The organism is Actinoplanes sp. NPDC049118 (assembly GCF_040648555.1).
GTDB lineage: Bacteria > Actinomycetota > Actinomycetes > Mycobacteriales > Micromonosporaceae > Actinoplanes.
Genome location: NZ_JBEZDY010000035.1, coordinates 39,047 through 61,241 on the forward strand (window position 1 = coordinate 39,047; position 22,195 = coordinate 61,241).

The following is a 22,195-nucleotide window of genomic DNA, read 5'->3' on the forward strand; positions in this document are numbered from 1 at the left end:
CTAGAGGTACGTGTCCTGGTCGGCCTTGCGGTAGTCGTGGATCTCGTCGAGCCGTCCGGCCGCGGCCAGGGTCGCCCACGCCGGGTTGCGCAGCAGGATGCGGCCGAGGGCGACGAGGTCGAATTCGCCGGCGTCGAGTCGGTCGAGCAGGCCGCGCAGCGCGCCGGAGCCGAGGAAGTCGCGGGTCAGGCCGATCGAGCCGACGGTGATGGACGGCAGGCCGGTGAGGTGCCGGGCCCAGCCGGCCAGATTGCGCGGTGAGCCGGGGAACGCCGGGTCGGCGAAGTTGCGCTGTGAGGCGTGCAGCACGTCGGCGCCGGCCGCGGCGAAGGCATCGAGCAGCACCGCCAGCTCGGCGGGTGACTCGGCGATCCGGGCGGCGTAGTCGCGCTCCTTGAACTGGGAGAACCGCACGATGAGCGGTATCTCGGCCGGAATCGCCGCGCGGACCGCCCGGATCACGTCCGCCGGGAAGGCGGCCCGCGCGGCGGGTGAGCCGCCGAAACGGTCGGCGCGGCGGTTGGTGTGCGGCCAGAGGAACTCGTCGAGCAGGTAGCCGTGCGCGGCGTGGATCTCCACGGCGTCGAACCCGGCCCGGACCGCCACGCGGGCGGCGTCGGCGTACGCGGCGAGCAGCGTGTCGATGTCGGCGAGGGTCATCGCGTGGCTGCCGCCGGGCACGCCCGACGGGGTCCAGGCCGGTATCCCGTCCAGCGGCTCGCGTGCGCTGCCGAGATGCCACAGCTGCGCGGCGATCCGCCCGCCGGCGGCGTGCACCTCGTCGGTCACCCGCAGCCAGCCCCGCTCGGCCGCGCCGCCGGTCATCCGCGGCACGGTCGTCTCGTGGCCGGCGCTGGGATGGCCGACCAGCACCCCCTCGCTGATGATCAGACCGATGCCGTGTTCGGCCCGGCGCCGGTAGTAGGCGGCGACCTCGGGCGCCGGAACACCGCCGGGCGAACGGAACCGGGTCATCGGTGCCATCGCGAGACGGCTGTTCAGCGGCAGGCCGGAAAGGGTCACCGGCTCGAGCAGCGAACCCAGCGGGGTGGTGGTCGTCCTGGTCATGCCGCTACGCTAAAACCTGACACTGACGTCAAGGACAAGTTTTTGTGGCGAGGGAGACACGCCCATGCGCATCGGAGACCTGACGGCGGCGACCGGTGCGAGCGCGCGATCGCTGCGCTACTACGAGGAGCAGGGGCTGCTCGCGAGCGAGCGCAGCCCCGGCGGGCAGCGGCACTATCCCGAGTCCGCGGTCGCGCGCGTCACTCTGATACAGACGCTGCTCGCCGCCGGCCTGTCCAGCAGCACCATCTACGACATCCTGCCGTGCATCACCGAGAAGGCGATCCGCACGCCCTGGCTGGCCGGGCGGTTGCGCTCGGAACTGGCCCGGGTCGAGGACCAGATCAGCTCGCTGCACCGGACCCGCGACATCCTGGCCGGCCTGGTCGAGCAGTACGCCGTCTGACATCGCCGGCGGAGTCACCGGGCGTCAGCGCGGGGGGATCCTGCCCTGGGAGACCGCGTTCTCGAGTTCGGTGGCGAAGGCGTCCGGGTCCCGGGTGCGGACGTAGGCGGCGACGGCGTCGTAGAAGCCCTCCTGGAACGCCGGGCTCATGGCCTCGCCGTGTGCGATGGAGAGGACCACCGGCGCGGTCCAGAGGCTCTTCGAGGAGTTCCGCTGGTAGGCGGAGAGCGACGAGACGTCGACGTCGCGCAGGACCGGTACCGATCCCTTGGCCCGGCTGAAGGCGATCTGGGTCGGCGGCCCGCTGATCTCGCTCAGGAACGCGAGCGCGTTCTTGGCATTCTGGGCCCTGGTCGCCGCGACGAAGACGTCGACGACGGCGAGGAAGCTGTCGCCGGTGCCAGGGAACGCCACCGAGCCGAACTCCCTGCCGTCGCGGGCGCCGCCGGCCACGAGTTCGCCGTACGCGGAGTCGTTCATGGACTCGAACGCGCAGCCGCCCGCCGCCAGCTTCTTGGTGGCCGCGTCCCAGGTCAGGTCGCCGGCCCCGGGGTCGGCGTAGGCGAGTATGTCGCCGAAGGAGCTCAGCGCCGACTCGATCCGGGTGCCGCGCCAGTCCAGCCGGTCGGCGGCCATGTTCTGCCAGCCCTGTACGCCGATCGTGCTCAGCAGCACGTTCTCGAAGAGCTCGACGGTGGCGAACGGGTCCTTGGCGCCGAGACACAGGGGTACGGCGCCGGAGGCCTTGACCTTCTCCAGGTCGCCCAGGAAGGCGGCGAGCGGGTAGCCGGCCGGCGGCGGCGCGACGCCGGCCTTCGCGAGCAGCGCGGTGTTGAACCACAGCACGTTGCTGCGGTGCGCGCCCGTCGGCACGCCGTAGGCCCTGCCGTCGTGCAGGACCGACCGCAGGACCGTCGGCTGCATGGTCGCGCTCAGCCCTCCGGCGGTGAAGACCGGCGAGACGTCGCGGACGACCCCGCGGTCGGCGTACGCCTGTACCGACCTGCCGGCGAAGGTCTGCCACACGTCGGGCGGGTCGTCGCTGCGCAGCCGCTCGGCCAGCGCCACGATCGCCTGGGAGCCGCCGCCGCCCGCGACCGCGGCGTTGACGGCGTCGACGCCCGGATTCGCCGCGCGGAAGGCGGCGAACAGGGTGCCCAGCGCGGCGGCCTCCGAGCCGGAGGTCCACCACGAGACGACCTCGAGCCGGCCGGTGTCCCTGACGGCGCTGGTCGGCGCATCGGCGCCGCAGCCGCCCGCGGCGAGCACCGCCACCGCGACGACGGCCGCCACCGCCTGCCGCGCGCTCATGCCGTCCCCGCGAGGCTTGGCCGGGCCCTGAGGTCGTAGAGCGCGTACAGCCCGACGACTGCGAAGCAGGCGGCGGGAACGATGAACGAGAGGGCCGCGGTCGTGCCGTCCACCAGCGCGCCCTGCACGAGCGGCATGATCGCGCCGCCCACGATCGCCATGACGAGCCCGGCCGCGCCGAACTTGGTCGCCGGCCCGAGGCCCTTGAGGGCGACGCCGTAGATCGTCGGGAACATGAGCGAGAGGCAGAACGACAGGGCCACCACGGCGAGGACCCCCGCCAGGTTGGGGCTCGCCATCGCGAAGAAGCACAGCGCGACCGCCAACAGGGCCAGGACGGCGAGCACCAGGGTCGCGCGGACCCGGCCGATGACCCACGTCATCAGGAACCGCGAGGCGAGGAAGACCAGCAGGCTCAGCTGCAGGAAGAAGCCGCCCATCGCGAGGCTGCCGCCGAGCGCCTGCTGCACGTACTGGATCAGGAAGGTCCACGTGCACACCTGGGCCGCGACGTTGAAGAACTGTGCCACGACGCCGTAGCGGTAGTGCCTGTTGGCCCACAGCGCCCGGAACAGGCCGCGCGTACCGCCCTCGTGCGGGCCGGCGTCGGGGAACTCCTCGACGATCGGCGGCGCCTTCTGGCTGGCGATCGTGAAGGCGATGAGGACGAGCACGAGGGCGAGTCCGAGGTAGGGCGCCATCACCGCGCCGAGTTCGCCCGCGCGGATCGCGTGCAGCTGTGCCGGCGTCAGTGACGAGATGTCCACCGGGTCGGCGAGCTTGGGCAGGATGAGCGTGGAGGCGAGCAGCACGCCGATGTTCGTGCCGACGGGGTTGAACGCCTGGGCGAGATTCAGCCGCCGGGTCGCCGTCGGCTCGGGCCCGAGCGCCATGACGTACGGATTCGCGGAGGTCTCCAGGATCGAGCAGCCGGCCGCCATCGCGAACAGGGCCACGAGAAAGGCCTCGTAGGTCATGATCTTGCTGGCGGGGTAGAAGGAGAACGCGCCGAGCGCGGCCAGCCCGAGCCCACACAGGATGCCGGTCTTGTAGCCGAAGCGTTGATTGATGAAGGCGGCGGGGAGCGCGAGCAGAAAGTACGCGCCGAAGTAGGCCAGCTGGACGAGCGACGCCTGGAACGTGCTCATCTCGAAGATCCGCTTGAAGCCGGCCACCATCGGCGTGGTCAGATCCTGCGCGACGCCCCAGGCGGTGAAGCAGCCGATGAGGGCGATGAAGAGCGGCAACATCCCGCGCCCGACCAGCGAGGTGTCCTTCGCCGGCCCGGCGTCGTCGACGATCGGCGCCGGGGCGATGCCTGCCATCTGCGACCTCCCCGCGGCGCACTGACCGGACCGGCCGGTCGCCACGGGGCTGCGGCGCGCCAGACCGGTACGCCAGATAAGGGTACGGTGAGTTACCGTTCCACTACGCAGACGTTACATCCTCGTTTCCTTGAACGGAGCGAGGCCGAAGAACACCGCGTCGTGGTAGGCCGAGCAGATCGTGTCCAGGAAATATGCCGCCGCGGTCCCGCACTGGTCGGCCGCCGTGCCCGGATCGACCGGCGCGCCGTGCCCCATTCCGGCGATCTTGTAGAGCCGCAGCAGGTCGGCGCCGTAGATCTCGAGTGTCGTGCCCGCGGGCAGCGTCGAGGTGCCGGTCGGCCGCGCCGCGACACCGAGCACGTTCGTGAACTGGTCGCGCAGTTCGGAACCGTTCGCCGGCACCACCGTGTAGTCCGACTGTCCCTGCCAGACCGCCACGCGCGGCCGCGCGCCGGCGTAACCCGGGTAGGCGGCCCGCACCAGGTCGCCCCACTGCGAGGGCGACCGGTCCGGCGGCGAGTACTGGCAGGTGATGGCCGCGATCAGCGAGGTCGCGCACCGGTAGGGCAGTCCCGCGACGACCGATCCCGCGGCGAACACGTCCGGGTAGGTCGCGAGCATCACCGCGCTCATCGCGCCGCCCGCGGACAGGCCCGACACGAACACCCGGCCCGCGTCGACGCCGAGGTTCGCGACGGCGTGGCCGACCATCTGGCGTACCGACAGCGCCTCGCCGGCGCCGCGGCCGGTGTCGCCGGTCTCGAACCAGTTGAAGCACGAGTTGGCGTTGTTGCCCGGCCGCTGCTCCGGCAGCACCAGCGCGAAGCGCCACCGATCGGCGAACGTGCGCCAGCCCGAGTTGGCGAAGTAGCCGGTGGCGTTCTGCGTGCAGCCGTGCAGCAGCACGACGGCCGGTGCGCCCGCCGGCATTCCTTCGGGGCGGTAGGCGTACATCGCCAGGTTGCCCGGGTTGGAGCCGAACGACGCCACCTGTTGGAGACCGGCCGCCGAGGCGGGCGCGGGTACGCCCGCGACGGCAACGACGGCGAGCACCGCCGCGGCGAGTTGGTGGCCGAGCCTCCGGGCGAGACCTGATGTGCGTCGCATGGCAACCTCCGGCCGGCGAAGCCGTCATCTGTTGCGCCGAGGTTACTGTGATGTGACAGACCTGTGACATATGTGGCGGCCACATGTCGACGGCCATCACTATGGCGCGGTGGTACCCCGATGGCCGGGGCGCCACGTCGGCGACCCGGCCACGCTCGGGGCTTGCGCGCCCTGTCGCGCCCTCAGGCGGCTGCCTTCGCCAGCTCGGCGCCGTCGGTGGTCGCGTCCGCGGAGGCCGCGGACTGCTCCTTCGCCTCGCCGAAGCCGCGCAGCGGCGCGTGCCGGATGGCGAGGGCGATCAGGAGCCCGGTGGCGGCCACGACGGCACCCCAGGTGAAGACGGCGCCGATGCCGTCGGTGACGGCCTGCTGGAACAGGTGCCGGGCGGCGTCGGGGAGGCTGCGGAGCAGTTCGGGGGTCATCCGGGCCGCCGAACTCGCGGACGCGCCGGTCGCGGCGGAGCCGGCATCGGCGGTGATGGAGTGGGTGAGGGTGTGTGCGTACACCGAGCCCAGGACGGAGACGCCCAGCGAGCCGCCCATGTTCCGCAGGAACGTGGCTGCCCCGGTCGCCGCGCCGACGTCGCGCAGCGGCGCGCTGTTCTGGGCGATCAGCATGGTGGTCTGCATGAGGCAGCCCATGCCCGCGCCGAGCACGACCATGTAGAGCGAGGTCATGGTCCGGCTGGTGTCGGTGCCCATGGTGGCGAACAGGGCCAGCCCGGCCGCCATCAGGACGGTGCCGGCGATCGGCAGGGCGCGGTAGCGGCCGGTGCGGCTGATCACGGCGCCGCCGGCGAGCGAGGTCACCATCATGGAGATCATCATCGGCATCAGCAGCAGCCCGCTGTTGGTGGCGGAGGCACCCTGCACGAACTGCTGGAACTGCGGCAGGAAGGTCATCCCGCCGAACATCGCGAAGCCGACGATGAAGCTGAGAATCCCGGCCAGGGTGAAGTTGCGGTTGCGGAAGACGGACAGCGGCATGATCGGCTCGGCGGCTCGGCGCTCGACGATCACGAACGCCACGAAGGCCAGCACGGTCACCACCGCCAGGCCGATGATCGGCGCGGAGGCCCAGTCGTACTCGGTGCCGCCCCAGCTGGTGATCAGTACCAGCGCGGTGATCCAGGTGGTGAGCAGCGCCGACCCGGTCCAGTCGATGCGCACCCGGCCGGTGCCGCGGGGCAGCTTGGCCAGGGTGAACCAGCACACGGCCAGGGCGGCCACGCCGAGCGGCAGGTTGACGTAGAACGCCCAGCGCCAGCTGAGGTGGTCGGTGATGAAGCCGCCGACGAGCGGGCCGCCGATCATGGCGATCGGCATGACGGCCATCATCACGCCCTGGTACTTGCCGCGCTCGCGGGGCGGCACGATCTCGGCCACCACCGCCATGACGCCGACCATGAGGCCGCCGGCGCCGAGGCCCTGCAGGGCGCGGAAGCCGATCAGCTGCGCCATGTCCTGCGACATGCCGCACAGCACGGAGCCGACCAGGAAGACCGCGATGGACGCGATGAAGGTGATGCGGCGCCCGAGCAGGTCGCCGAGCTTGCCCCAGATCGGGGTCGCCACGGTCGAGGCGAGGATGTACCCGGTGGTCACCCAGGCGAGGTGGTTGAGGCCGCCCAGATCACCCACGATCGTCGGCAGGGCGGGTGCCACGATCATGTTGTCCAGCATCGCCAGCAGCATGGCGATGACCAGGCCACTCATCGTCACCATGATCTCGCGGTGGCTGAACCTCGCTGGTGCCGCCGGGGCGGTGTCCGCTGCGTGAGACGTCACAGATTGCCTTTCCTCGAGATCAGTTCGCCGGATCGGGTGGTGGCGCCGAAGCTCTCCTACTTGCCGACCGGTAAGTGAACACCTTACCCGTCGGCAAGTAGGTCGGTAAGCTGAGCGGAACGACGGGCGGGCGCAGGGGGATGACCGGTGTGACGGCACGGCAGGGCGACACCAAGGCCGAGATCCGGCAGGTGGCGATGGAGCTGTTCACCAGCCAGGGCTACGAGGCCACCTCGCTGCGGGAGATAGCGGAACGCCTCGGCGTCACCAAGGCCGCGCTCTACTACCACTTCCGCAGCAAGGAAGACATCGTCCGGTCCCTGTTCGGCGACTACCTGGCCGCCCTGGACGAACTGGTCGCGTGGGCGTCGACACAGACCCCCGGGCCGCGACTGCGCACGCAGGTGATCGACCGGATGCTGCGCCTCGGCGCCGAGCACGGCCGGCAGGCCATGCAGTTCGCCCTCGCCAACCAGCACGTCGTCCGGGACCTGCACCCCGGCCGGGAGAACGTCCACGAGCGGCTGAGCACCCTCTTCGACGCCGTCACCGACCCGGACGCCACGGTGCAGGAGGCCCTGCGTACCCGGGTCGCGCTGCTCAGCGTCAACGTCACCATGTTCGCCGCACAAGGGCTCGACGCCACCGATGAGCAGGTCGACGCCGTCGCCCGCGACATCGCACACCTGCTCTCCTGACCCGGCACGCAGCTGCGGGGCGGGCCGACCCGGCCCGCCCCGCAACTGAGTCCGGCAGGATCAGCCGACGCCCTGCACGGCGCCCTTGTGCACGTGTACGCCCGCGCCGATCTCGAGCATGTCCTTCTCGCTCAGGCCGAGGCCCTCCCAGAACTGGACCAGCAGGTAGACGCCGCCGGGCTGCCTGACCCAGAGGGTGGCGCCGTCGTCCGCGCCGTCGTCGGTGAGGAACGGGGCCGCGGAGGGTCCGCCCTTGGCGATGGCCGCACGCTTGGCCTCCTCCCGAAGCCGGAGCGCGGTGGGGTCGGTGATCTCCTGCTCGGGCACCAGTACGCCCGGGGTGTCGCCGACCGTGACCTTCCTGCCCTCGGGGGCGCCGTGCTCGTCCTTGGACTGGAGCATGATGCCGATCTTGCCGACGAAGCTCTGCGGGTCCTGGTCCAGGGCGTCCTTCGGCGCCAGGATCAGGGCGCTGGCGGTGTCCGCCTGGATCTCCCAGCCGTCCGGGACCTTGTCGATGGTGTAGCCCTTCGGCTGGTCGCCCGTGTAGGCGACGAGCCTGGTGGCGGTGACGCCGACCGAGCCCGGGTCCTTCGCCACCGTCGGCGTGGTCCCAGCGGGGGTGCCGCTGTTCGCGACCAGGAGGCCGGCGGCGAGCGCGGCCACGGCGAACGCCGAGCCGGTGATCTTCTGGACGGTACGGCGCCGGCGCAGGGCGCGCCGGCCGCGGTCGAGGTCGGAGTCGATGTCAGCCATGGTGGGGGTTACCTCCGGGCCCGCGAGGGCGTCGAGTTGCCGGTGCAGGTCCATGTCGTTCCTTCTCAGCGAAAGGCCGGGGCGGCCGGTCGGATTTCCAGGGCGGTACGCAGGTGTGCCAGCGCCCGGGAGGTCTGGCTCTTCACCGTGCCCTCGGAGCAGTCGAGGGCCGCGGCCGTCTCCGTGACGGTGAGTTCGTGGAAGTACCGGAACACCACGGCGGCGCGCATCCTCGGCGGTAGCTCGCGCAGCGCCGTACGCAGGCTGTCGGCCATGGGCTCGCTGTGCTGATCGGTACGCGGCAGCTCCGGCAACTCGGCCGTCGGCCGTTCCCGGCGCCGCCACAGTCGTCGGCGCTCGTCACTGAGCGCATTGGTCAGGGTGCGCCGCATGTAGGCCTCGGCGTTGTCGGCGCGTTGGAAGGACGGCCAGGCCACGTACAGCTTGGTCAGGGTCGACTGCACCAGGTCCTCGGCCAGGTGGCGGTCGCCCGCGGTCAGCAGCGTGGCCGTGCGTAACAGGCCGGCGCGCTGAGCCAGGACGAAATCGTGGAACTGCTTGTCTCGATCGCCTCTCACACCCACATGACGGATCCGTCGGCGTCGAGGTTGCACCGGCAGTCTTGCGCCGGTTCCATCACCCGGCAGGGGTGATATCGCCAAGCATCGATGCATTGCGGGCGCGCCGGTCACTTGCACGGCCGGGCCGGGCGGCGGGGACTCATCTGCGCGGGATGAGGCCGCGTCCACCGTCCGGCGCATACGTTCCGTTTCGCCAGAGCTTCAGAGGAAGGGAAGACCCATGTCCGACTTGATCATCATCGGGTACGGCGACCACGACACCGCCAAGCGCGCCTATGCCCAGGTCCTCCAGCTGCAGAAGGACCACATCGTCGAGCTCAACGGCCTGGCGGTCGTCACCGTGGACTCCGAGGGGCACAGCCACGTCGACACACCCGGAAAATTCGTCTCCGGCGGTGCCGCAGCCGGGGCCCTGTGGGGTGCGATCTTCGGCATACTGTTCCTGGTGCCGGTTGCCGGCGCCCTGGTCGGCGGCGCCATGGGCGCCCTCTTCGGCAAGCTGGGCAAGTCGGGCATCAACGACTCGTTCCGGGAGCGCGTGCACTCGCTGCTCACCCCCGGCAAGGCGGCCGTCGTGATCATGAGCCGTGACCGCACCGAGGACAAGTTCACCGACGCCCTGCGCCCGTTCGGCGGCGAGGTACTCCAGACCTCGCTCTCCCACGAACAGGAGAAGGAGCTGGCCGAGGAGCTCGGCGCGGCCTGACGGCATGCGCGTTGACCACGACCTGACCCGCGGTAGGTGAGCACGTGACGGTGACCGAGAAGGCGACGACCCAGAAACTCACCCTCGTCACCATGACCATGATGGTGGTCGGCGGCATGGTCGGCGCCGGGGTGTTCTCCCTGCCACGGCGCTTCGCCGAGGAGACCGGGGTCATCGGGGCGCTGGTCGCCTGGACGATCGCGGGTACGGGCATGCTGATGCTCGCGTTCGTCTTCCAGAACCTGGCGATGCGCAAGCCGGACCTCGACGCCGGCGTGTACGCGTACGCGAAGGCGGGTTTCGGCGAGTACCTGGGCTTCTTCTCCGCCTTCGGCTACTGGGCGAGCGCCTGCGTCGGCAACGTGACCTACTGGGTGCTGATCATGTCGACGGTCGGCGCGGTGGTGCCCGCCCTCGGCGACGGCGACACCGTGCTCTCCGTGGTGCTGTCCACCGTCGGCGTGTGGGTGTTCTTCTACCTCATCCAGCGGGGCGTCAAGGACGCGGCGGTGCTCAACCGGATCGTCACGATCGCGAAGGTCGTACCCATCCTGGTCTTCGTCCTGCTCGCCCTCTTCGCCCTGGACCCGGCGGTGTTCGCGGACAACCTGCGCGGCGGCACCGACGTCGGATCGCTGTTCGAGCAGGTCAAGGGCACCATGCTGATCACCGTCTTCGTGTTCCTCGGCGTCGAGGGCGCCAGCGTCTACTCCCGGCACGCGAAGCGGCGTGAGGACGTCGGCCGGGCCACCGTGCTCGGGTTCCTCGCCGTGTTCGCCGTGTTCGCGTCGGTGACCATCGTGTCGTACGGGATCCTGCCCGCCGACGAGATCGCCCAGCTGCGGCAGCCCTCGATGGGCGGCGTCCTCGAGGCGGCCGTCGGCGATTGGGGCATGGTCCTGGTCAGCGTCGGCCTGATCGTCTCCGTGCTCGGCGCCTACCTGGCCTGGACGCTGATGGCGGCCGAGGTGCTGTACGTCGCCGCCAAGGACGACGACATGCCGCGCTTCCTGCGCCGCACCACACACGGCGACGTCCCGTTCGCGGCCCTGCTGATGACCACGGTCCTGATCCAGGTCGTGCTGATCGTCACCTACTTCTCCGCCGACGCCTTCAACTTCGCCCTCGACCTGACCAGCGCGCTCAGCCTGATCCCGTTCCTGCTCGCCGCCGGGTACGCGCTGAAGCTGGCCGTCACCCGCGAGAGCTACACCGAGCAGCCGAGGGGCTGGGGCCGCGAGCTGACCGTTGCGGTGATCGCCGTCGGCTACACGATCTTCCTGCTGGTCGCCGCCGGGCCGAAGTTCCTGCTCGTCTCCTTCATCGTCTACGCACCGGCGACGTGGCTGTTCGTCAAGGCCCGCCGGGAGCAGGGCCGGCGCCTGTTCTCCGCCCCTGAACTGGTCATCCTCGCCGTCTCGATCGTCGGCGCAGTCGCCGGCATCACCGCGCTCGCGGCCGGCTGGATCTCCATCTGAACCCCTGCAGGAGGTAAGCCATGCCCATCAACCACGGCGTGTACTCGGAGGTCGGCCGGCTGCGCAAGGTGCTGGTCTGCGCGCCCGGGCTCGCGCACCGCCGGCTCACCCCGACCAACGCCGACGACCTGCTGTTCGACGACGTCATGTGGGTGGAGAACGCGCAGCGCGACCACGCCGACTTCGTCAACAAGCTGCGCGGGCGCGGGGTGGAGGTGGTCGAGCTGCACGAACTGCTGGCCGACACCATGGCGATCCCCGAGGCGAAGGCCTGGCTGCTGGACCGGAAGATCATCGCCAACGAGGTGGGCCTCGGCCTGCTCACCGACACCCGGGCGTTCCTCGACGAGCTCAAGCCCCGCGAACTGGCCGAGTTCCTGATCGGCGGCCTGGCCACCTCGGATCTGCCCGACGACTTCCGGCCCGGCTACGTCGCCCTGGCCCGGGAGACGACCGGCGTCCGCGAGTACCTGATGCCCCCGCTGCCGAACACCCTCTACACCCGGGACACCACCTGCTGGCTGTACGGCGGGGTGACCCTGAATCCGCTGTACTGGCCGGCCCGGCACGACGAGACCCTGCTGATGAAGGCCATCTACCAATTCCACCCCGACTTCGCCGGCAACACGGTCTGGTGGGGCGACCCGGAGCAGGGCTGGGGCATGGCGACCTTCGAGGGCGGCGACGTCATGCCGGTCGGCAACGGCGTCGTGCTGGTCGGGATGAGCGAGCGCACCTCCCGGCAGGCCATCACCCAGGTCGCCGCGGCCCTGTTCGCGCGCGGCGCGGCCGAAAGGGTCGTGGTAGCCGGGATGCCGAAGCTGCGGTCCGCGATGCACCTCGACACCGTCTTCACCTTCGCCGACCGGGACATCGTCACCCTGTACCCGAACATCATGGACGGTGTACACACGTTCTCCCTGCTGCCCAGCGACGCCGAACCCGGCGTCGAGGTCGTCGACGAGGGCGACCGCAGGTTCGTCGACGTGGTCGCCGAGTCCCTCGGCCTCAAGGAGCTGCGGGTCATCGAGACCGGCGGCGACGTGTACGCCTCCGAGCGCCAGCAGTGGGACAGCGGCAACAACGCGGTCGCCGTCGAACCCGGCGTGGTCTTCACCTACGACCGCAACACCACCACCAACACCCTGCTGCGCCGCGCGGGCGTCGAGGTCATCACCATCGTCGGCGCCGAACTGGGCCGCGGCCGCGGCGGCGGGCACTGCATGACCTGCCCGCTGATCCGCGACGGCCTGGACTTCTGAAGGCGCGCGGTGTCCTTCAGATACGAGGCGCTGGTGCTGTTCCTGGCCCTGTTCGCCCTCTACAGCCCGGTCGCCGCGCTCTCGTCGTACCTGCCGATCATCCGTCCGTTCGGCCATCCCCAGCAGTTGCGCCTGGCGCTGGGGCTGGCCGTCAACGTCACCGTCTTCGTGCTGCTGGCCATCTGGGTGGGTGAGCCGCTGCTGGAGCTGCTCGGGATCAGCACCGCCGCGCTCACCGCCACCGGCGGCATCGCGCTGATCCTCGCCGCGGTTCCGCTGATGCGCGGGACCGGGGGAGCGGTGCCGGATGTCGAGCCGGTGGTCGCACCCGCCGGGGAGAGGGCCGTGGCGACGGCGACCGAGCCGCGGTCGGTGCTGTTCACGCCGATCACGTTCCCGCTGACCGTCGGCGGGACCACGTTCGCGTTCGGCGTCGCGGCCTCCGCCGACGCGGGCAGCGTCACCGGCCGGATCTGGCTGTCGGTGGCCGCGGTCGCGTACGCCGTGGTCACCGGCGTCACCCTGTACCTGTCCGGGCACGTCGAACGCCGGATCTCCCCGGCCGCGGCGGCCATCCTCGACCGGGTCGCCGGGATCCTGCTCACCAGCATCGCCGTGGTGTTGCTCGCCAACGGCTTCACCGACCTCGTGCAGAACGCGCTCGGCACCGGCTGACGGCGGACGCAGGGTGGTCACGCCGTCGCGGGAGTGTCGGTTTCGGCGTCGACGTCGGCAGTGGCCAGCGGCAGGAGGATGCGGAAGGTGGTGCCGACGTTGGGTTCCGTCGTGAGGGTGATGGTGCCGCCGACCTCGGTGATGATGCCGTAGACGGTGGCGAGCCCGAGCCCGGTGCCGTGGTGCTCGGTCTTGGTGGTGAAGAAGGGCTCGAAGACGTGGGCGGCGACGTCGAGGGGCATGCCGGTGCCGGTGTCGGTGATGGTGATGTCGGCGTAGGTGCCGGAGGGCAGGCGCGGCTGCCGGGTCGGGTCGTCGCTGAGAGAGATGACGCCGCCCTCGATGATGATCATTCCGCCGGCCGGCATGGCGTCGCGGGCGTTGATGACGAGGTTGCACAGGACCTGCTCGATGCGGCTGCGGTCGGCGCGGATGGGCAGGGGGTGATCGGGGAGCCGGGTGATGAACTCGATGTGCGTGCCGATGGTGCGGTCGAGGAGGGCGTGGGTCTCCTTGATGATCGAGTTGAGGTCGATGGTCTGGGTGGCGGTGGGTTGCTTGCGGGCGAAGACCAAGAGCTGGCGGGTCAGGTCGCGGGCGCGTTCGGCGCTGAGCTTGGCGCGGATGAGGTCGTTGCGGATGTCGGGGTCGGCGGTCTGCTCGAGGGCGAATTCGAGGTAGCTGAGGTTGATGGCGAGCAGGTTGTTGAAGTCGTGTGCGACGCCGCCGGCAAGCTGGCCGAGGCTTTCGAGTCGTTCGGCGCGGGCGGAGCGCTCGAGGATCTGCTGACGTTGTCGCTCGGCGCGTTTGAAGGCGCTGATGTCCCGGGAGATGCCGGAGGTGCCGACGATGGTGCCGTACCGGTCGCGGATCGGTGAGACGCTTGTCGACACGTCGATGATGTGGCCGTCCTTGTGCCGCCGCCGGGTCTGGAAGTGGGAGACCCGTTCGCCTCCGCAGACCCGGGCCAGGACGGGAGGTATGTTCGGTGCCTGATCCGGCGGGCTGAGCCGGAGAATGCTCTGGCCGATCATCTCCTGCGCGGTGTACCCGTAGATCCGCTCGGCGCCGCGGTTCCAGGAGACGACGATCCCGTCGACGTCCGTTGCGGTGATCGAATCCTCGGACGATTCGATGATCCCGGCGAGTATCGACTCCTCTTCGGCCCCCCGGCCGGCGCGGCGTTCCCAGGCGCGCTGGCCGTAGGCGACCGCGACGCTGAGAACGGTCACCGCGCCGGTCACCCACAGGCGCGCCTCGTCGTGAACGGTCCAGCCGGTTCCCTGCCAGGACGCGGTGGCCCAGGTCGTCAGCATGGCGAGGACCCCGACGGCGGCCACCGCCAACGGGCGGGCCGATGCCGCCGCCAGCGCCGGGCCGACCGCGACGACCAACCCGAACGGGGTCGTTCCCCACGGCGTCGCGAGGTCGACGGTGGCGGCGGCGACGACGATCAGCATCGAGAGCGACAGCACCCCCATCCGCCACCAGGCGGGGGTGAGTGCGCGGCGGTCCCGCCGCCAATCGTCGTACCTCATGCATCCCCCCGGAGCCGGCACCGACATCTCGGGTGGGTACCGCTGCCGGGCGCCGCCAGGCTGCCCGGCTTGCGCGCTGATCAGCCGGTTGGCCGGGGAACCTTGTCGTGCTCAGGATGACACGCGGAAGGCGACAGCCCCTCAAACTTGACGATTCCGCCCGATGCCCTGGTTACCTCTTGGCCATGACGCACCCGCTGATGTTCGACGATGCAGACCCGGCCCTGGCCCGCGTGCGGGCACTGGCGCTGGCGTTCCCCGACGCGGCCGAGAAGATCTCGCACGGGCACCCCGCCTTCTTCACGACCAAGGTGTTCGCCTACTACGGGGGATCGGTGAAGGTCGGCGGCGCGTACCGGCAGCACGAGAGCTCCGTGCTGGTCCTGCTCGGCCCCGACGAGCGCGCGGCCCTGCTGGTGGCCGAAGGCTGCTACGTGCCGGCCTACCTGGGCCCCGCCGGGTGGATCGGCGTCGACATCGGCGCCGGCACCGACTGGGACGAGATCGGGGAGTTGCTCGACGCGAGCTACCGGCGCACTGCCGGATCGCGCCGGGTCGCCGCGCTCGACCGGCGGAACTCCCCACGGTGATCCGCCTCAGGCGGACGGCGTGCGGGAAACGGATGTTGTCAACCGCGCTCGCCGGGGTATTCCCTCGCCCATGGTCCAGTGCTTCCGGGACGCCGACGGCGCTCGAGCGTGGTCGCACTGCGGTCGGCAGACCGCGATCTCCACCGCCGAGTACGCGACCCTGCGTGAGCTGCGGGATCGACTGTGCCGCGTGGTCCATCTCGCCGCCTGTGAGCTGGCCACCGGGCACAAGGGAAGACATGTCGCGTTCGTCGTCGCCGCTCAGCAGGGCGATCACTGGTGGTGGCTGCGTTGGGGCGGGCAGCGGCGCGAGCTCGTTCGCTTGGAGCTCTGCGATCGCACGACCCTGGATGAGGACGTTCAGGATGACTGCCTGTTACCGGCCGGCCATCCAGGACCACACAGTTTCGAGCTGTGACACTCCTCATCGTGAGGTGTCGAGCCGGTCCCAGTAGCGCAGTCGCCCGCACCGGTCGAGGAAGTCGGCGGCGGGGTGCCCGCCGGGGCCGATCCGCAGGAAGCCGTCGTCGAGGGAGTCGGTGAGGCCGGCGGCGGTGAACAGCGGCGCGGCGTCGTCGACGTAGGCGACGAACTTGGCGTGCGCGTGTGCGTCGCTGACGAAGTCCCGGGCCACGGGTTGGCGCGCCAGCCGGGCGGCGGCGTCCTTGGTGGTCAGGATCGCTACGGCGTCGTAGAGCACCGACGGCGCACCCTCGAGCTTCTGGTCGGCGACGACGTGGCCGCCGTCGCTGACGTCGACGCCGCCGACCACCGGCGCGATGATCTCCACGGTGGCTCCGGCGGCCTCGGCCGCCGCGCGCACCTCGGCGAGCAGAGCGGCGTCCGTGCCGTCGGTGATCAGGACACCGAGCTTGCGTCCGGCGAAGCTGTGCGGGCCGTTGGCGAGAATGGACAGCGCGGGCGACGGCGCCAGGTCGCGGACCGGTTCGCGGGCGGGCTCCAGACGGTCCGGCAGGCCGGGAAGGCCCAGCCCGCGGGTGATCTCGGCGGCGAGGTCCTCGTCGACGTTGCGCAGCCCGGCGACCATCCGGCCGCGGATGTCCGCGCGTTCGACCTTGCTCAGCTCGAAGACGAACGCGTCGGCGATGTGCCCGCGCTCGGTCGGGGTCTGGCTGAGGTAGAACTGGCGTGCCTGGCTGTAGTGGTCGGCGAAGCTCTCCGGGCGCAGCCGCCGCTTGGCGCCGCCCGGCGTTCCAGGGTAGGAGGCGAAGCCGCGCTCGGGGTCCTCCCGGGGCCCGCCGGTCTCCGCGGGCCAGGAGTTGGGTTCGTAGTTGGCGCGGCCCGCCGGGTTGGCCAGGGCCATGTGCCCGTCCTGCTGGAAGTGCGCGACCGGGCACCGGGGCGCGTTGACCGGCAGGCTGGTGAAGTTCGGGCCGCCGAGGCGCTTGAGCTGGGTGTCGAGGTAGGAGAAGTTGCGGCCCTGCAGCAGCGGGTCGTCGGTGAAGTCGATGCCGGGCACGATGTTCTGCGTGCAGAAGGCCACCTGTTCGGTCTCGGCGAAGAAGTTGTCGACCACCCGGTCGAGGACCAGCCGGCCGACCCGGCGGACCGGGACCTCCTCCTCCGGGATGATCTTCGTCGGGTCCAGGACGTCGAAGGCGAAGCGGTCGGCGAAGTCGTCGTCGAACAGCTGCAGGCCGAGTTCCCACTCGGGGAGGTCGCCGTGGCCGATGGCGTCCCAGAGGTCGCGGCGATGGAAGTCCGGGTCCGCGCCGTTGATCTTCACGGCCTCGTTCCACAGCACCGACTGCATGCCGAGCTTCGGCTTCCAGTGGAACTTCACGTAGGTGCTGCGCCCGCCGGCGTCGACCAGGCGGAAGCTGTGCACGCCGAACCCCTCCATGAACCGGAACGAGCGGGGGAGGGCCCGGTCCGACATGATCCACATCAGCATGTGTGCCGACTCGGGCATGAGTGAGACGAAGTCCCAGAAGTTGTCGTGAGCGGTCTGCGCCTGCGGGAAGCCGCGGTCGGGCTCCTGCTTGGCGGCGTGGATGAGGTCCGGGAACTTGATCGCGTCCTGGATGAAGAAGACCGGGATGTTGTTGCCGACCAGATCCCAGTTCCCCTCCCGGGTGTACAGCTTCACGGCGAAGCCGCGCACGTCGCGGGCGAGGTCGGCGGAGCCCTTGTTGCCGGCGACGGTGGAGAACCGGACGAACGCCTCGGTGCGTTCCCCCGCACGCTGGAACAGGTCGGCCCGGGTGAGGTCGCTCAGCGACTCGTACGTCTCGAAATAGCCGTGCGCGCCGTATCCGCGGGCGTGTACCACCCGCTCCGGGATGCGCTCGTGATCGAAATGGAAGATCTTCTCCCGGAGGTGGAAGTCCTCCAGCGCGGCCGGCCCACGCTCGCCGACGCGTAGCGTGTTCTGGTCGTCGCCGACCACCACACCCTGCTGCGTGGTCAGACCCGGCCGCCCGTCGCCGGCCACCTGGTGCGTCTCGCCACCGGAACCCCGTACCGTGCGCTGCTCGTCCATCGAAGCCCCTCCTTCCGCGTCTCACGTACCCCTTTCCGGGAGTTATCCACGCAAAAGCGCAAACTTCTTGATCGAATTCGCTGATTGTTCGGCCTAGGGTCGGTGCATGACGACGATCCTGGTGCCGTATCACCATGACGAGCCGCTGCCGGACGACGGCATACCGGTGCGGGCGGACGTCACGGTGCGCCCGAACTTCCCTGCTGCCGGCCTCTGGCAACGGCTGACCGCGTTGTGCGCGGCGACCGCCGACGCGGTCGCGCCGGTGGTGGCGGCGGGTGGCGTGCCGACCGTGCTGTCCGGGCTGCTCTTCCCCGCGCCCGGCGGGCCGTCGGCGGGCGCGGTGGTGGCCGCCTGCCGCCGGTTGCTGGCGACCGGCCGGGTGGTCGCCGTGGACATCGCCTGCCCGTGGCGCCCGGCCGTGGACGACGCCGAGCGTGCCACCCGGACGGCCCTGGTCGCCGACCTGACCTCGACGGTCTGACCCCTTGGAGAACGCCGCGACGAAGCCACACGCCGTCGCGCGGCGTCAGTCGAGCCGGGCCAGGCGAGCCCGCAGGAAGGCGCGCTCGGTCTCGTTGCCGGCCAGCGCGATCGCCCGGTCGTAGGCGACCGCGGCCTCCGCCTCGCGTCCGAGCCGGACCAGCAGGTCGGCCCGGGTGGCGGGAAGCAGGTGGTAGTCCGGCAGCTCCACGTCCCGCAGCGCGGCGAGCGCCACCGCCGGCCCGTGCACCTCGGCGACCGCGACGGCCCGGTTGAGCGCGACGATCGGCGTCGGCATCAGGGACCAGAGCTGGTCGTAGAGCGCCAGGACCTGCGACCAGTCGGTGGCGGCTCCGTCGGTGTGCACGGCGTTGATCGCCGCCTGGATCTGGTACGGCCCGGGCCGGTTCCGCCGCAGGCAGCGACGTACCAGGTCGTGTCCCTCGGCGATGAGTGCCCGGTTCCACAGCGATCGATCCTGGTCCGCGAGCAGGACCAACTCGCCGGACGGGCCGAGCCGGGCCGGCCGGCGCGCCTCGGTGAGCAGCAGCAGGGCGAGCAGGCCGAGGGCCTCGTACTCGTCGGGCATCAACGCGGCGAGTTCCCGGGCGAGCCGGATCGCCTCGGTGCACAGATCGGTGCGGATCAGGGGTCCCGTCGTCGCCGCGTACCCCTCGTTGAACATCAGGTAGAGCACGGTCAGCACGGGCGGCAGCCGGTCCGGCAGCTCCGCGGCGCCGGGCACGCGGTAGGGGATGTGGGTGTCGCGGATCTTCTTCTTGGCCCGCACGATCCGCTGTGCGATGGTCGGCTCCGGCACGAGATAGGCCCGGGCGATCTCCGGCACGTCGAGCCCGGCGAGCAGGCGCAGCGTGAGGGCGGTCCGCGCGTCGGGGGCGAGCGCCGGGTGGCAGCAGGTGAAGATGAGCCGGAGCTGGTCGTCCTTCACCGGTCCCACCTCCTGGGGCTGATCCTGCTGGTACAGCAGCAGGGCCTGTGCGTGCCGGGCCTCGCGCGTGGACTCGCGGCGAAGCCGGTCGATGGCCCGGTTACGGGCGGTGGTGACGATCCAGGCGCCCGGGTTGGGCGGCAGCGTCTCCCACTTCTCCAGGGCCACCGCGAACGCGTCCTGCACCGCCTCCTCGGCGAGGTTGATGTCGCCGAGGAGGCGGACCAGCGTGGCGACGCAACGGCCGTATTCCTGGCGGTAGACGAGTCCCAGATCCATGTCGGATGACCGGCTCAGTTCTCGGGCTCCCCTTGGAAGGGCCGCACCTCGACCGGCTCCATGCAGGCCTCCGCGCACTTCTCCGCCCAGGACAGCGCCTGGTCCAGGTCCGCGCACTGGATCACCCAGAACCCGCCGAGCTGCTCCTTCGTCTCGGCGAACGGCCCGTCGGTCATGGACGTCCTGCCGTTCTCGACCCGGACGACGGTGGCGCTCTCCGGCGACAGGAGACCTCCGCCGAAGACCCAGGCGCCGGCGGCCTGCAGTTCCTCGTTGATCTTGTCGACCCGGCCGTACGCGATCTGCGTGTCCTCGTCCGATCTGGTCGGCGCGCCCTCGACGCTGTGCACGGCAAGCATGTACTGCTTCATGATGTCCTCCGGTCTGCCAGGTATGGGGAATGGTTGACGGTAAGGCCGCGGGCGGGTCAGCCCGCCAGGCGACGCGCGACGGCGGGGATCACGATCGCGGCGGCGACCAGGTGGGTGATCATCAGCAGTGCCTTGGTGGCCGGCGCGGCGTCCGCGATCACGTCCGGCACCAGCGAGAGGACGGTCAGCACCACCGTCGTGCGGACGAACGTGCGCCGCGGGTGCCGCGCCCAGCGCGACAGCGCCACGGCAAGGACCAGGCCGACCAGCGAGAACACGGCCGTCAGCACGCCGAACCCGGTGACCGGGATCGGGGCGCCGCTCACGTCGAGGCTGATGCCCGCCGCGCGGCCGGCGGCGGCGACGGCCATGGTGGCGGCGCTCGCGACGGCGGCCGCGGCGACGCCGGTGATCGTCAGCGCGCCGATGCCCGGTGCGGCGGCGCGGGTCGGGTTCGCGGTGGTGGTCATCGTGGCCTCCGGTAGGTTCGGGCACCGGCTCGGTGCCGGTGTCTCACCAGGGCTACGAACCGGCCCGGCCCCGATCGACAGGCCCGTCCAAGATATTTCAAAAAACTTTCGGCCCCACCGCGGTCGTACCATGAACGGGTCACACGGGTGCGGCAGGAGGACGAGGCCGTGAGGGTCGACAACACAGCTGCGGCGGAGTCGGACACCGTCCGTGCCTTCGAACGCGGACTCGCCAGGCGCGGCCACCCCACCGGTGAACCCGGTGAGGCGATGACGACAACGGACTCGCCGTGGTTCGCCGATCGGTGCCGGACCTGTGGTCACTCGTTCCGCACCGGCGATCACGTGCGGGTCGGGCCGGACGGTCGGGTGGAACACCTGGCGGCCGAGCTTTCCTGCGCGGCCACCGGCGGCGAAGATCCCGGCGACAGCGAATCGGCCGTCGCGTTCAGCGCCGGGGCGCTCACCACCTGGCGGCCGGTCGGCGGCGCCGACGTGATCGTGTTGCCGGCGAACGACTGGCGGGTCCGCCGGTCACCGGGCGGGCGCAGAGCCGCGTGCCCGGTGTGCGGGCACACCTTCCGCGCCGGTGAATCCGTCATCGTCTGTCCGTGCGCCGTACAGACGCCCGGCCGGGCACCGATCTGCGGCCTGGCCGTCCACCGTGACCCGGCGGCCGGCCTCGTCTGCTGGGACCACTGGCAGCCGACCGGCCGGATCGACCGGTGCCCGGTCACCTTCAGCCGTCCGGCGGACTGACGGTTGAGCATTCCGGAGGACCGCTTCGCACGTCAGCGGAGCATCGACGGCTGGGACCAGGACCGGCTCGCCGAGGCCACGGTCGTGCTCGCCGGTGTCGGCGCGCTCGGCACCGCGGTCCTGCAGAGCCTGGCGCTGGCCGGCGTCGGGCGCCTGATCATCTGCGATCCCGACACCGTCGAACTGACGAACCTCAGCCGAACCGTCCTGTTCACCCCCGCCGACGTCGGCCGGCCGAAGGCCGAGGCGGCCGCGGCCCGCCTCGCACCGCTGGCCACGGGCGCGTCGGTCGTGCCCCGGCACAGCGACCTCACCTCGGGCGTCGGGCTGGGCGAGCTGGCCGACGCCGACCTCGTGATCGGGTGCCTGGACTCGATCCGGGCCCGGATGCAGCTCCTCGGCCGCAGCGCGCTGGTCGGCACGAACCTCCTCGACGGCGGCACCGGCCCGTGGAGCGGCGAGATCCGGGTGCGCAGCGACCCGGCCCAACCCTGCTACGCCTGCTCGCTCACGGTCGTACAGCGGGGCGTCGCCGACCTTCCCCGCAGCTGCGCCGAGGCGCAGCCGGAGGGACACGAGCCGGCCTCGATCGCGACGACGTCGGTGGTGGCGGGCTGGCTGACCATCGCCGCGCTGCGGCTGCTTCTCGGGCTGCCGCTCGGCTACCACGCGCTGCGGATCGACGCGCTGGGAGGTACGACCCGCCGGGTCGACTTCACCCGGGACCCGGCCTGCCCGTACCACGATCCGATGTCGGCGGTGGACCGCGTCCTGCCGGTCACGCATCGTGACCGGGTCCGTGATCTGATCTCCGCGCTGCCGGCCGGCAGCGACCCGCTCGCCTGGTCGGAGTTCCCGGTCACGGACGTCTGCCGGCGCTGCGGGCTCCGGCTGCCGCCCGCGGACGCGGCGAGACCCGGCGTGACCCCTTGCCCCGGATGTGCTAACACGGTGGTACGCCGAACCGGTATCCGGTTGGCGGAGGCCGACGAGACCCGGAGGCTGAGCGACCTGGGCGTGGCGCCGCAGGAGATCCTGCCGGTTCGGGACCCCGACGGCGTCACGCGTCTACTTCGATTGGCGGTCTAGA

Annotated in this window: 23 protein-coding genes; 11 read left to right on the forward strand and 12 right to left on the reverse strand. The window is 71.0% G+C overall.

Annotated features, from left to right (window positions below):
• On the reverse strand, window positions 1-1,068 hold the full coding sequence (locus AB0B58_RS37335; RefSeq protein WP_360234244.1) for a 12-oxophytodienoate reductase: 1,068 nt from the start codon (window positions 1,066-1,068) through the stop codon (window positions 1-3).
• A gap of 64 nt (window positions 1,069-1,132) precedes the next feature.
• On the opposite strand from AB0B58_RS37335, the gene AB0B58_RS37340 reads away from it, so the two are divergent.
• Window positions 1,133-1,474 carry a MerR family transcriptional regulator gene (locus tag AB0B58_RS37340; RefSeq protein WP_360234247.1) on the forward strand — a complete coding sequence of 114 codons (342 nt, stop codon included), beginning with the start codon at window positions 1,133-1,135 and terminating at the stop codon, window positions 1,472-1,474.
• A 24-nt stretch (window positions 1,475-1,498) separates the two neighbouring features.
• Here AB0B58_RS37340 and AB0B58_RS37345 read toward each other — a convergent pair whose 3' ends face one another.
• The 4 genes from AB0B58_RS37345 to AB0B58_RS37360 form a co-directional block, all read right to left on the reverse strand.
• Window positions 1,499-2,785 (reverse strand): ABC transporter substrate-binding protein, encoded by a 1,287-nt coding sequence (locus AB0B58_RS37345; protein WP_360234250.1) that lies wholly within the window; start codon window positions 2,783-2,785, stop codon window positions 1,499-1,501.
• Window positions 2,782-4,110, reverse strand: a complete 1,329-nt coding sequence (gene fucP / locus AB0B58_RS37350; protein WP_360234253.1) for an L-fucose:H+ symporter permease — start codon at window positions 4,108-4,110, stop codon at window positions 2,782-2,784. Before fucP ends, AB0B58_RS37345 begins: the two co-directional genes overlap by 4 nt.
• 114 nt (window positions 4,111-4,224) lie before the next feature.
• A complete protein-coding gene (locus AB0B58_RS37355) occupies window positions 4,225-5,220 on the reverse strand; it encodes a PHB depolymerase family esterase (RefSeq protein WP_360234256.1) in 996 nt (331 codons plus the stop codon).
• Between the two features lie 182 nt (window positions 5,221-5,402).
• Window positions 5,403-7,007, reverse strand: a complete 1,605-nt coding sequence (locus AB0B58_RS37360; RefSeq protein ID WP_360234259.1) for an MDR family MFS transporter — start codon at window positions 7,005-7,007, stop codon at window positions 5,403-5,405.
• Window positions 7,008-7,156: 149 nt separating this feature from the next.
• Between AB0B58_RS37360 and AB0B58_RS37365 the strand changes: the two genes are divergently transcribed.
• On the forward strand, window positions 7,157-7,705 hold the full coding sequence (locus AB0B58_RS37365; protein ID WP_360234262.1) for a helix-turn-helix domain-containing protein: 549 nt from the start codon (window positions 7,157-7,159) through the stop codon (window positions 7,703-7,705).
• Between the two features lie 60 nt (window positions 7,706-7,765).
• Here the strand turns inward: AB0B58_RS37365 and AB0B58_RS37370 are convergent, their stop codons facing one another.
• Both AB0B58_RS37370 and AB0B58_RS37375 read right to left on the reverse strand, forming a co-directional pair.
• Complete coding sequence (locus AB0B58_RS37370) at window positions 7,766-8,515, reverse strand: hypothetical protein (protein WP_360234265.1); 750 nt, start codon at window positions 8,513-8,515, stop codon at window positions 7,766-7,768.
• Between the two features lie 11 nt (window positions 8,516-8,526).
• The gene (locus AB0B58_RS37375; protein ID WP_360234268.1) at window positions 8,527-9,039 is read right to left on the reverse strand and encodes a SigE family RNA polymerase sigma factor; all 513 of its coding nucleotides are present in this window, start codon (window positions 9,037-9,039) and stop codon (window positions 8,527-8,529) included.
• Window positions 9,040-9,262: 223 nt separating this feature from the next.
• Between AB0B58_RS37375 and AB0B58_RS37380 the strand changes: the two genes are divergently transcribed.
• The 4 genes from AB0B58_RS37380 to AB0B58_RS37395 are packed head-to-tail and all read left to right on the forward strand — an operon-like array spanning window position 9,263 to window position 13,163.
• Window positions 9,263-9,748 (forward strand): DUF1269 domain-containing protein, encoded by a 486-nt coding sequence (locus tag AB0B58_RS37380; protein ID WP_360234271.1) that lies wholly within the window; start codon window positions 9,263-9,265, stop codon window positions 9,746-9,748.
• A 44-nt stretch (window positions 9,749-9,792) separates the two neighbouring features.
• Window positions 9,793-11,226 carry a basic amino acid/polyamine antiporter gene (locus AB0B58_RS37385; protein ID WP_360234274.1) on the forward strand — a complete coding sequence of 478 codons (1,434 nt, stop codon included), beginning with the start codon at window positions 9,793-9,795 and terminating at the stop codon, window positions 11,224-11,226.
• A gap of 20 nt (window positions 11,227-11,246) precedes the next feature.
• Window positions 11,247-12,488 carry an arginine deiminase gene (locus AB0B58_RS37390; RefSeq protein WP_360234276.1) on the forward strand — a complete coding sequence of 414 codons (1,242 nt, stop codon included), beginning with the start codon at window positions 11,247-11,249 and terminating at the stop codon, window positions 12,486-12,488.
• A 9-nt stretch (window positions 12,489-12,497) separates the two neighbouring features.
• Window positions 12,498-13,163 (forward strand): MarC family protein, encoded by a 666-nt coding sequence (locus AB0B58_RS37395; RefSeq protein ID WP_360234278.1) that lies wholly within the window; start codon window positions 12,498-12,500, stop codon window positions 13,161-13,163.
• 17 nt (window positions 13,164-13,180) lie between these two features.
• Here the strand turns inward: AB0B58_RS37395 and AB0B58_RS37400 are convergent, their stop codons facing one another.
• Window positions 13,181-14,701, reverse strand: a complete 1,521-nt coding sequence (locus tag AB0B58_RS37400; protein ID WP_360234281.1) for a PAS domain S-box protein — start codon at window positions 14,699-14,701, stop codon at window positions 13,181-13,183.
• A gap of 185 nt (window positions 14,702-14,886) precedes the next feature.
• Between AB0B58_RS37400 and AB0B58_RS37405 the strand changes: the two genes are divergently transcribed.
• Together AB0B58_RS37405 and AB0B58_RS37410 are read left to right on the forward strand one after the other, a co-directional pair.
• The gene (locus tag AB0B58_RS37405) at window positions 14,887-15,291 is read left to right on the forward strand and encodes an MmcQ/YjbR family DNA-binding protein (RefSeq protein ID WP_360234284.1); all 405 of its coding nucleotides are present in this window, start codon (window positions 14,887-14,889) and stop codon (window positions 15,289-15,291) included.
• Window positions 15,292-15,361: 70 nt separating this feature from the next.
• The gene (locus AB0B58_RS37410; RefSeq protein WP_360234287.1) at window positions 15,362-15,709 is read left to right on the forward strand and encodes a hypothetical protein; all 348 of its coding nucleotides are present in this window, start codon (window positions 15,362-15,364) and stop codon (window positions 15,707-15,709) included.
• Window positions 15,710-15,715: 6 nt separating this feature from the next.
• Here the strand turns inward: AB0B58_RS37410 and AB0B58_RS37415 are convergent, their stop codons facing one another.
• Window positions 15,716-17,794, reverse strand: coding sequence for a catalase (locus AB0B58_RS37415; protein ID WP_360234290.1), 2,079 nt, complete (start codon window positions 17,792-17,794; stop codon window positions 15,716-15,718).
• Window positions 17,795-17,900: 106 nt separating this feature from the next.
• On the opposite strand from AB0B58_RS37415, the gene AB0B58_RS37420 reads away from it, so the two are divergent.
• Window positions 17,901-18,278 carry a hypothetical protein gene (locus tag AB0B58_RS37420; RefSeq protein ID WP_360234293.1) on the forward strand — a complete coding sequence of 126 codons (378 nt, stop codon included), beginning with the start codon at window positions 17,901-17,903 and terminating at the stop codon, window positions 18,276-18,278.
• A 45-nt stretch (window positions 18,279-18,323) separates the two neighbouring features.
• Here AB0B58_RS37420 and AB0B58_RS37425 read toward each other — a convergent pair whose 3' ends face one another.
• From AB0B58_RS37425 to AB0B58_RS37435, 3 genes are read right to left on the reverse strand one after another with little or no spacing between them, the layout of a single operon-like run.
• On the reverse strand, window positions 18,324-19,505 hold the full coding sequence (locus tag AB0B58_RS37425; RefSeq protein ID WP_360234296.1) for an RNA polymerase sigma factor: 1,182 nt from the start codon (window positions 19,503-19,505) through the stop codon (window positions 18,324-18,326).
• Between the two features lie 14 nt (window positions 19,506-19,519).
• A complete protein-coding gene (locus AB0B58_RS37430; protein WP_360234299.1) occupies window positions 19,520-19,876 on the reverse strand; it encodes a YciI family protein in 357 nt (118 codons plus the stop codon).
• Window positions 19,877-19,932: 56 nt separating this feature from the next.
• Entirely contained in the window at window positions 19,933-20,346 is a 414-nt protein-coding gene (locus tag AB0B58_RS37435; RefSeq protein ID WP_360234302.1) for a DUF6069 family protein, read from the reverse strand.
• A gap of 270 nt (window positions 20,347-20,616) precedes the next feature.
• On the opposite strand from AB0B58_RS37435, the gene AB0B58_RS37440 reads away from it, so the two are divergent.
• Together AB0B58_RS37440 and AB0B58_RS37445 are read left to right on the forward strand one after the other, a co-directional pair.
• Window positions 20,617-21,105: a hypothetical protein gene (locus tag AB0B58_RS37440; protein ID WP_360234305.1), complete on the forward strand. Its 489-nt coding sequence runs from the start codon at window positions 20,617-20,619 to the stop codon at window positions 21,103-21,105.
• 3 nt (window positions 21,106-21,108) lie between these two features.
• On the forward strand, window positions 21,109-22,194 hold the full coding sequence (locus tag AB0B58_RS37445; protein ID WP_360234308.1) for a ThiF family adenylyltransferase: 1,086 nt from the start codon (window positions 21,109-21,111) through the stop codon (window positions 22,192-22,194).
• The last annotated feature ends 1 nt before the right edge of the window (window position 22,195 follow it).